The 9,153-nt window shown below is 62.0% G+C and carries 5 protein-coding genes and 5 pseudogenes; 4 read left to right on the top strand and 6 right to left on the bottom strand.

All coding sequences use genetic code 11. From position 1 onward, the window contains the following. Positions 1-171: 171 nt before the first annotated feature. The 6 genes and pseudogenes from XpopCFBP1817_RS09475 to ahpC all read right to left on the bottom strand — a co-directional run. Positions 172-560 (bottom strand): annotated as a pseudogene (locus XpopCFBP1817_RS09475) (DJ-1/PfpI family protein); the annotation flags it as partial. A 174-nt stretch (positions 561-734) separates the two neighbouring features. Continuing rightward, positions 735-1,703 carry a transaldolase gene (locus XpopCFBP1817_RS09480; protein ID WP_128416940.1) on the bottom strand — a complete coding sequence of 323 codons (969 nt, stop codon included), beginning with the start codon at positions 1,701-1,703 and terminating at the stop codon, positions 735-737. Between the two features lie 76 nt (positions 1,704-1,779). Beyond that, a pseudogene (locus XpopCFBP1817_RS09485) lies at positions 1,780-2,190 on the bottom strand (GreA/GreB family elongation factor). Between the two features lie 217 nt (positions 2,191-2,407). Beyond that, positions 2,408-3,349, bottom strand: coding sequence for a LysR substrate-binding domain-containing protein (locus XpopCFBP1817_RS09490; RefSeq protein ID WP_128416941.1), 942 nt, complete (start codon positions 3,347-3,349; stop codon positions 2,408-2,410). Between the two features lie 93 nt (positions 3,350-3,442). Then, positions 3,443-5,032, bottom strand: a pseudogene (ahpF, locus tag XpopCFBP1817_RS09495) (alkyl hydroperoxide reductase subunit F); the annotation flags it as partial. A 220-nt stretch (positions 5,033-5,252) separates the two neighbouring features. Further along, positions 5,253-5,816, bottom strand: a complete 564-nt coding sequence (gene ahpC, locus XpopCFBP1817_RS09500; protein ID WP_128416942.1) for an alkyl hydroperoxide reductase subunit C — start codon at positions 5,814-5,816, stop codon at positions 5,253-5,255. A gap of 203 nt (positions 5,817-6,019) precedes the next feature. Here ahpC and prmC point away from each other — a divergent pair, with 203 nt between their 5' ends. The 4 genes and pseudogenes from prmC to XpopCFBP1817_RS09520 form a co-directional block, all read left to right on the top strand. Further along, the gene (gene prmC / locus XpopCFBP1817_RS09505) at positions 6,020-6,871 is read left to right on the top strand and encodes a peptide chain release factor N(5)-glutamine methyltransferase (RefSeq protein WP_128416943.1); all 852 of its coding nucleotides are present in this window, start codon (positions 6,020-6,022) and stop codon (positions 6,869-6,871) included. Between the two features lie 90 nt (positions 6,872-6,961). Continuing rightward, entirely contained in the window at positions 6,962-7,903 is a 942-nt protein-coding gene (gene pip, locus XpopCFBP1817_RS09510) for a prolyl aminopeptidase (RefSeq protein ID WP_128416944.1), read from the top strand. Positions 7,904-8,110: 207 nt separating this feature from the next. Further along, positions 8,111-8,694 (top strand): annotated as a pseudogene (locus XpopCFBP1817_RS09515) (transposase). 113 nt (positions 8,695-8,807) lie between these two features. Further along, positions 8,808-9,137: pseudogene (locus XpopCFBP1817_RS09520) on the top strand (IS481 family transposase); the annotation flags it as partial. Positions 9,138-9,153 lie beyond the last annotated feature (16 nt).

The raw sequence follows: 9,153 nt of genomic DNA on the forward strand, positions 1-9,153 counted from the left end.
GATCAGGCAGCGCATGGGAGTGCATGCCAGGCAACTTGAATGGCTACGTTGGAGACAGCGTGGCCATCTTTTTTTGTGCGGCACTCGCAAGGCAGCGCCTGCGACGCAGCAGTGGATCAGTGCAGCCAAGCAGATCCGCCGGTTCAGATCCGCCGAATCAAATTTGCTATGTCAGACGAATTCACCGGCGAACATGCCGCGCAGTTGCGAAAGCATGTCGGTGCGTTCCGGATGCAGCAGTCGCATGCAGGCGAGCGCGAAACCGACCGGGCTGGTGCCGGGTGCGGTGATGACGCCATCGGCAGTGACGACTTTTTCGTGACGGTATTGCGCAGCGCCCGCGTACGGCACCACGTGCTCTTGCAGAAAGGCCAGCGAGTTGCTTGTATGTGCGCGGTCATCGAGCAAACCGGTATAGGCCAATGCGATGGTGGCATCGCAGATCGCCGCGACCGGGCGCTGGTGTTGCACGCGTTCGACCAACAAGCCGCTCTTAGTCCGGGAATCTCGCCGGCTTGCCAACGCTCGCTGCCGGGCAGGATCCACAGATCGGCGTCCACGACTGCAATAGTTGCCATTGTCCGCTGCACTCGTGGAAGAAACTGGATTCTCGCAGCGCGCGCGCTGCGGTTGTCAGCGTTTTGTGGAAGAAGGCGCTGAATGAAACGCCAGAAACGACAACGCCCGCATCCAGAAAGCTGCAGGCGTTGGTGTCATACAACCACGATAGAAAATCAGCCGGCTAGCTTGTCGGTGATGGTCTTGCGTAGTGCCTGCAGATCCTTTGCGAAGGCGTCGATGCCGCTGGCCAGCTTGTCGGTGGCCATCGGGTCGGCGGCCAGATCGGTGGCGAAGCTGTTGCTGTCGATCGGGGTGATCTGCGCGTTGTCGGCGTGCGCGGTCCAGAGCTTGCGCGGCAGTTCGCCATGTTCGGCATCGAGCTTTTCCAACAGCTCCGGCGAGATGGTCAGACGATCGCAACCGGCGAGCGCTTCGATCTGCGCGGTGGAGCGGAACGAAGCGCCCATCACCACCGTGGACGAGCCACGCTGTTTGAATTCGTTGTACACCGTGCGCACGAAGGCCACACCCGGGTCTTCGTCGATGCTGGCCGGGGTCTGCCCCTGAGCGACGTAGTAATCCAGAATTCGGCCAACGAACGGCGAGATCAGGAACACGCCGGCCTCTGCGCAGGCCAATGCCTGCGAGCGGTTGAAGATCAGCGTCAGATTGCAGTCGATGCCTTCGTGCTGCAGCCGACGCGCCGCTTCGATGCCTTCCCAGGTCGCTGCGATCTTGATCAGGATCTTGTCCTTGGACACGCCGCGCTCTGCATACATCGCAATGAACTTGCGCGCCTTGGCGATGGTGGCTTCAGTGTCGTGCGCCAGGTCGGCATCGACCTCGGTGGAGACACGCCCCGGTACCAATTCGGCCAGCTTGACGCCCACGCCGATGGTGAGGCGGTCGGCCACTTCGTTGACGGTGCTGGTGCGATCGTCGCCGCCGTGTTCGCGGCCCCAGGCCAGTTCGCGCTCGATCAGATCGGCATAGACCGGCAGGTCCAGCGCTTTTTTGACCAGGGTGGGATTGGTGGTGCAGTCGACCGGCTTGAGGCGCTTGATGGCGTCATAGTCGCCGGTGTCGGCAACGACCACGGACAGGTCACGCAACTGGGCAAGCTTGGAGGGAGATGCAGTCATGCGGGTACTCTCGAATCGTGGAACAGATCAGTGGATAGGACGCAGCGCGCTACGGTAGCGCGCCTGGCGTGGGAAGTCAGGCGCCAGCCAGTGCATGTTGATAGTTCACGGCGCTCACGCGCGTACGCAGATCGCGTCCGTCAGGCGTGCGCCAGTCGATGCTCGGGCCGACCGACACCCCAGGCAGCGCGATGCCAACCGGCGCCAGCACCAAAATGCGGCTGCGCTGTACATTGGCCTCGTGCGGATACACAAGGGTGAGCGTATGTCGTTCGCCATGCAGCTCATCTTTGCAATCGATGCGGGAGTGCATCGCCAGGAATCTGGTCGGGCGCCACAACCCGTGCGCGGCCCAGTTGGTCGCTCAGCGCAGTGGTATCCGGGTGCTTGTTGAACGCGGGTAATCGAGCAAGGCCTCACGCCGGGCGAGGTCGTGGCTGGAAACAAGAATGGACGGCGGCAAGCCGCTGTTGTGTTGCGAAGGCATGGCAATCTCCTGACAAAGCGCGGCTAACAAACACTGCGCGCAGCTGCCGAAGAGATGAGGGCGATGCAGGTCGATCGCAATGGGTTGCTGCAGGCCGGGTGAGTCGCTGTGATGAATGTGCAAAGGGCGACACCTGGATGTCGCCCTGAAATCTCTTGCCGGCAATCTCTAGTCGGCAAAGGTGAAGCGTCAAGCGACCGCAGCAGTGACGCTGCGCTCAGGCAGCGACGGCCTTGGGGCCGGTGGTCGCCTGATCCAGCGTGAACAGGCTTTCGGGCAGTTCCTTGAACAACTGCGACAGCTGCTCCAGGAACGTGATCATGGCCGAGCTGCGGCGCCAGACCATCGCGATACGACGGCTGGGCTGTTTGTCTTCGCGGAACCGGATCAGCCGGATATTTTCCGAACGCGCCACTGGCGGCTTGACGGCCAACAACGGCAACAAGGTGACACCGACATTGGCCGCCACCATCTGGCGCAGTGTTTCCAGACTGGTGGCCTGAAATTCGGATTTTTCCAACGCGCCGGCAAGGTGGCAGACATCCAGCGCCTGTTCGCGCAGGCAATGCCCGTCTTCCAGCAACAACAAGCGCTGCTCGGACAGGTCATCCAAGGTCAGGCTGTCGTGGCGCGACAGCGGATGGCCTTCCGGCACCGCCAGCACGAAGGGTTCTTCGAACAGAAATTCTGCGTGCAGTTGATCGTCCTGCAACGGCAGTGCAAGCAACGCCGCATCCAGACGCCCTTCCCGCAGCTGGTGGATGAGCTGGTCGCTTTTTTCTTCGATCAGCAGCAGTTCCAGACGCGGAAACCGCTCGCGAATGCGCGGCACTACATGCGGCAACAGATATGGTGCCAGCGTGGGGAAAATACCCAGTCGCACGGTGCCCGCTTCCGGGTCCTGGCTACGCCGTGCGGCTTCTTTCATCTGTTCCACTTCGGCCACGATGCTGCGTGCCCGCATTGCGGCTTCGCGGCCGGCAGGCGTCAGCATCACCTTGCGCGGTGCACGTTCCACCAGCGGCACGCCGAGCTCGTCTTCGAGTTTCTTGATCTGGGTAGACAGGGTTGGCTGACTGACAAAACACGCCGTTGCAGCACGGCCGAAATGCTTGTGGTCGGCCAGCGCTACCAGATACTTCAGGTCACGCAGATTCATGTGCAGCAGCCCTTATTGCAGTGACGGGAAACGACGTGAGCGCTTGGCGAACTTAGCGCCCGGCAGTGCCGGGCATTGTGATGCGTGGCGGTTAGCGGCCTGTGCCTCGACGTCGGCGCTGGCCGGTGCGCTGGAGCGGATCAGGTAATCGAATGCGCTCAGCGCGGCCTTGGAACCTTCGCCCATCGCGATCACGATCTGCTTGTACGGCACCGTGGTGGCGTCGCCGGCGGCGAACACGCCGGGGATGTTGGTCTGGCCACGGTCGTCGACGATGATCTCCCCGCGCGGCGACAACGCAACCGAGCCCTTGAGGAATTCTGTGTTGGGCAGCAGGCCGATCTGCACGAACACGCCTTCCAGGTCGACATGCCGGATGTCGCCGCCGGTACGGGCCTTGTAGACCAGGCCGGTGACCTTTTGCCCGTTGCCGAGCACTTCGGTGGTCTGCGCGCTGGTGATGATGCGCACGTTGTGCAGGCTGCGCAGCTTGCGTTGCAGCACTTCGTCGGCGCGCAGCTTGTCGTCAAATTCCACCAGCGTGACATGCGCCACAATGCCGGCCAGATCGATCGCGGCCTCAACACCCGAATTTCCGCCACCGATCACCGCCACGCGCTTGCCCTTGAACAGGGGGCCATCGCAATGTGGGCAGTACGCCACGCCCTTGTTCTTGTACTGGTCTTCGCCGGGCACATTCATCTGCCGCCAGCGCGCGCCGGTGGACAGGATCACGGTCTTGCTTTTGAGCGAGGCGCCATTGGCCAGCTTGATCTCGATCAACCCATCGGCACCGGCAGGAATCACCTGCTCGGCGCGCTGCAGATTCATGATGTCCACGTCGTACTGGCGAACGTGCTGCTCCAGTGCGGCGACCATCTTCGGACCTTCGGTTTCCGGCACCGAGATGAAGTTTTCGATCGACATGGTGTCCAGCACCTGACCACCGAAACGCTCGGCTGCCACGCCGGTACGGATGCCCTTGCGTGCGGCGTACACCGCCGCTGCCGAACCGGCCGGGCCACCGCCGATCACCAGCAGGTCGAAGGCCTCTTTGGCCGCGATCTTGACCGCGCCGCGCTTTGCAGCGTTGGTGTCGAGCTTGGCGACGATCTGCTCCAGCGTCATGCGGCCCTGGTCGAACAATTCGCCGTTCAGGTACACGGTGGGCACCGACATGATCTGGCGGGTTTCGACCTCGTCCTGGAACAAGGAACCGTCGACGGCGACGTGCTTGATGCGCGGGTTGAGCACGGCGGCAAGATTCAGCGCCTGCACCACGTCAGGGCAGTTCTGGCACGACAGCGAGAAATAGGTTTCGAACTGGTAGTCGCCATCCAGCTGTTGCACCTGCTCGATCAGCTCGGCGGTGGCCTTGGACGGGTGACCGCCAACCTGCAGCAGCGCCAGCACCAGCGAGGTGAACTCGTGGCCCATCGGCAGGCCGGCAAAGCGCAGCGAGATGTCTTGGCTGGGCGTGGTCAGCGCGAACGAGGGCTTGCGCTGGTTGTCGTCGCGGTGGATGTCCAGGCTGATCTTGTCCGACAGCAACACCAGATCCTCGAGCAGGTCGAGCATGTCGCGCGAACCGGCGCTCTCGTCGATCGAGGCATTGATCTGAATCGGCCGCGTGACCCGTTCCAGGTAGGCGGTCAGCTGGGTCTTGAGGTTGGCATCCAACATGGAAAACTCCTGGGAATGGGCAAGGGGAGGGCGTGGCGTCGCTGCGGTGAGACAGGTCGCCGGGGAAGAGGGGATGAACCGCAGCCGGCGCATTGCTCGGGGATGCGTGCTGGCGATGGCTGGCGGGTAGTCCGGCACCGGCTCCGGTTCACCCCCGGCCCAGTGCTGGGCCGGAGATGCCGCTTCGGCCTGGCGACGGGCCGGAAGGGGACGAGTCGACTTAGATCTTGCCTACCAGGTCCAGCGACGGAGCCAGCGTCTTGGCGCCTTCTTTCCACTTGGCCGGGCAGACCTGGCCAGGGTTGTTGGCGACGAACTGAGCAGCGGTCAGCTTGCGCAGGGTCTCGGTGACGTCGCGGGCGATGGAGTTGTCGTGGATTTCCAGCGTCTTGATCACGCCTTCCGGATTGATGATGAAGGTACCGCGCAGGGCCAGGCCTTCTTCTTCGATATGCACGCCGAAGGCGCGCGTCAGCTGGTGGGTCGGGTCGCCGATCAGCGGAAACTGCGACTTGCCCACCGCCGGGGAGGTTGCGTGCCACACCTTGTGCGAAAAGTGCGTGTCGGTGGTGACGATGTACACCTCGGCGCCCGCCTTCTGGAACGCGGCATAGTTGTCGGCGGCGTCTTCCACTTCGGTCGGGCAATTGAAGGTGAAGGCGGCCGGCATGAAGATCAGCACCGACCACTTGCCCCTCAGGCTGGCGTCGGTGACTTCGATGAAATTGCCGTTGTGGTACGCGTTCGCCTTGAAGGGCTTGACCTGGGTGTTGATGAGAGACATTGAGTTTCCTCGAGCGATGAAGGGGGGGTGGGGGATGGAGCAGTCGCTATGATAGGGAGAAGCGATAGATTTCTAAAATCGATTGATGGAATTAAATAGATAGGCTTAAGCTATCATATTGGCAGGTGGCATCTTGCGCTGCAGGAGCCCATTTTCATCTCGGATAATGTTCGACCGATGTTTCGCATGAGTGAATGATCCGTATGACCGACGATCTCGCGGCCGTTCCTGCCGACCAGCTGTTGCGGCGGGCAGCCGAGCGTATCGACCGCAGCGATGCCGAAGCGTTGCTGCTGCATGCGCTGGGCCGCGACCGCGCATGGCTGTTCGCGCATGGCCGCGATCCGGTCGCAGATTTTGTGGCGCAAGCGTTCGAGGCACTGGTGCAGCGGCGCCAGGCCGGTGAACCGGTCGCTTACCTGACCGGCTCGCGTGGGTTCTGGACGCTGGATCTGGCGGTTTCGACTGCCACGCTGATTCCACGCGCCGATACCGAGACGCTGGTCGAGCTCGCCCTTGAGCGGCTCGACACCGCGCTTGGACGCCGCGTCGCCGATCTGGGCACCGGTAGCGGGGCGATCGCGCTGGCGATCGCCAGCGAGCGGCCGCACGCACAGGTGATCGCGACCGATGCCAGTGCTGCGGCGCTAGCGGTTGCCAAGCAAAACGCCCATAACCACCTGCTGCGTCATGTCGAATGCCGGCTGGGGAGCTGGTTCGCGCCGCTGGCGGGTGAGCGCTTCGATCTGATCGCCAGCAATCCGCCGTATATCGCCGCCCAGGATCCGCATCTGGGTGAAGGCGATCTGCGTTACGAACCGGCGAGTGCGCTTGCCTCCGGCCCAGATGGGTTGAACGACATTCGCTTGATCGTGGCCGATGCGCCGACGCATCTACGTGTGGGCGGCTGGCTGCTACTCGAACACGGCTGGGGCCAGGGCGCTGCGGTGGCCGAACTGCTGCGGGCACGTGGCTTCGACGCGGTAGCGACGCATCAGGACCTGGAGCAGCGAGATCGGGTGACGTTGGGGCGTTGGTCGACCGCTGCGGGCTAGGCGTTCGCGAATCGCTTTGCGCATGCTGTGGGTCGCCAGCGTGCACGCGCTGGCTGCCGATACACTAGCGGTTTCCCGCAGGACCGACGCATGCGCACGCTCTATCCCGTGATCACGCCGTACGACCACGGCACCCTCCAGGTCGACGACCGCCACACGCTGTATTTCGAGCAGTGCGGCAACCCGCAGGGCAAGCCGGTGGTCATGCTACATGGCGGCCCCGGTGGCGGTTGCAACACCAAGATGCGGCGCTTCCACGACCCGGACAAGTACCGCATCGTGCTGTTCGATCAGCGCGGCGCAGGCCGCTCTACCCCACATGCCGATCTGGTCGATAACACCACCTGGGATCTGGTCGCCGATATCGAGCGTTTGCGCGCGCATCTGAGCATCGCGCGCTGGCAGGTGTTCGGCGGCAGCTGGGGTTCGACGCTGGCGCTGGCCTACGCGCAGACCCACCCGCAGCAGGTCACCGAGCTGGTGCTGCGCGGCATCTTCCTGCTGCGTCGTTTCGAGCTGGAATGGTTCTATCAGCAAGGCGCCAGCCGGCTGTTTCCGGATGCCTGGGAGCATTACGTCAACGCGATTCCGGCGGTGGAACGCGCCGATCTGATGTCTGCCTTCCATCGCCGCCTGACCAGCGATGACCAAGCCACGCGACTGGCTGCGGCCAAGGCGTGGAGCGTGTGGGAAGGCGCCACCAGTTTTCTGCATGTGGACAATGATTTCGTCACCGGGCATGAGGACGCGCACTTCGCACTGGCGTTCGCGCGTATCGAGAACCACTATTTCGTTAACGGCGGTTTCTTCGAGGTCGAAGATCAACTGCTGCGCGACGCGCGCCGCATCGCCGATATTCCCGGTGTGATCGTGCACGGCCGCTACGATGTGGTGTGCCCGCTGCAAAGTGCATGGGATCTGCACAAGGTGTGGCCGACGTCGAAATTGCAGATTAGCCCGGCATCAGGCCATTCGGGATTCGAGCCGGAAAATGTCGATGCGCTGGTGCGTGCGACCGATAGTTTCGCCTGAGTTTAATCATGTCTGCCCAGTCTGAAGATACACAAAAATTTGCTGCAACGACTTTACGGGAGGCCGTTCGCGACCTCCAATTCATCGGCAAGCAAATCGCACGATTCAAGGGATTACCTGATTAGCCCCGACCTTCAGCCGCCAGTCGCAGGATCTGCGCCGCGCTTTGTGAATGCTGCTGTCACCTGAAGCCAACGCGGTGGCGTGATGCGCATCAATGCCGTGCAGTTCCAAGCTGGATTATCGATGTCTGAGTTCTTCGCGTCCTACGGCACCGAAGCCAAGTGCTATCGCGCGCTCTACAAGTGGCGCTGGCCGCAAGGCTTTCGTTGCCCTGTCTGCACCGGGCGGGTGCGGTCGCGTTTCAAGCGGGGTGCTGCGATCTACTCCAAATGCAGCGCGTGCCGGCATCAGACCAGCTTGATTGCAGGCACGATGTTCGAAGGCACCAAACTGCGGCTGCGCACCTGGATGCTGGCGTTGCACTTGTTGACCTCGACCAAAACCAACATGGCCGCACGGGAGCTGATGCGTCATCTGGGGATCAACTACAAGCGCGCCTGGCGGATGAAGCACAAGATCATGCAGGTCATGGCCGACTCGCCATCAGTAGCGTGTATCACGCCATCGCGCAAGGAAAATACGCAAGGCGGTATCTGGGAGAAGCGGCCTATCGGTTTAATCGTCGATTCCGCTTGCGCGACATGCTGCCACGACTGGCCACGGCCATGATGCAATCCACACCATGTCCAGAGCCGGTTCTGCGTGCGGCGAGCAATTTTCACGGCTGAGAGTCAGGGCTAATCAGGAAAGAATATATCTGAAGTAGATAGCATCGATTTATTATGTGTTTGATCCCAGGCTTTGATGGTGCACTCTTTTCCCTCGAATGGAAGCAAGCACGATGGGCCAGGTTCTACACGGGAGCGCCACCACGACAGAGGCGATCCGTCGAGCGATACCGCAGAGTCAAGAGAGCCTGATAGCGCTGTCCAAGCGTTACGGCATCCATCACAAGACGGTGGCGAAGTGGAAGACGCGGACCTCGGTTGCCGATGTGCCAACCGGGCCGAGGAAGCCGTGTTCCACCGTGTTGTCCATTGAGAATGAGGCGGCGATCGTCGCCTTCCGCAAGCACACGTTGCTGCCGCTGGACGACTGTCTCTACGCTGATGCGCCCAGGGTTTCCCAGACATCTCATGGCCATGGAAAATGGTCGATTCGGAGGTGTCTATGAGCAGCAAGCGGTA

Source organism: Xanthomonas populi (genome assembly GCF_002940065.1).
Lineage (GTDB): Bacteria > Pseudomonadota > Gammaproteobacteria > Xanthomonadales > Xanthomonadaceae > Xanthomonas > Xanthomonas populi.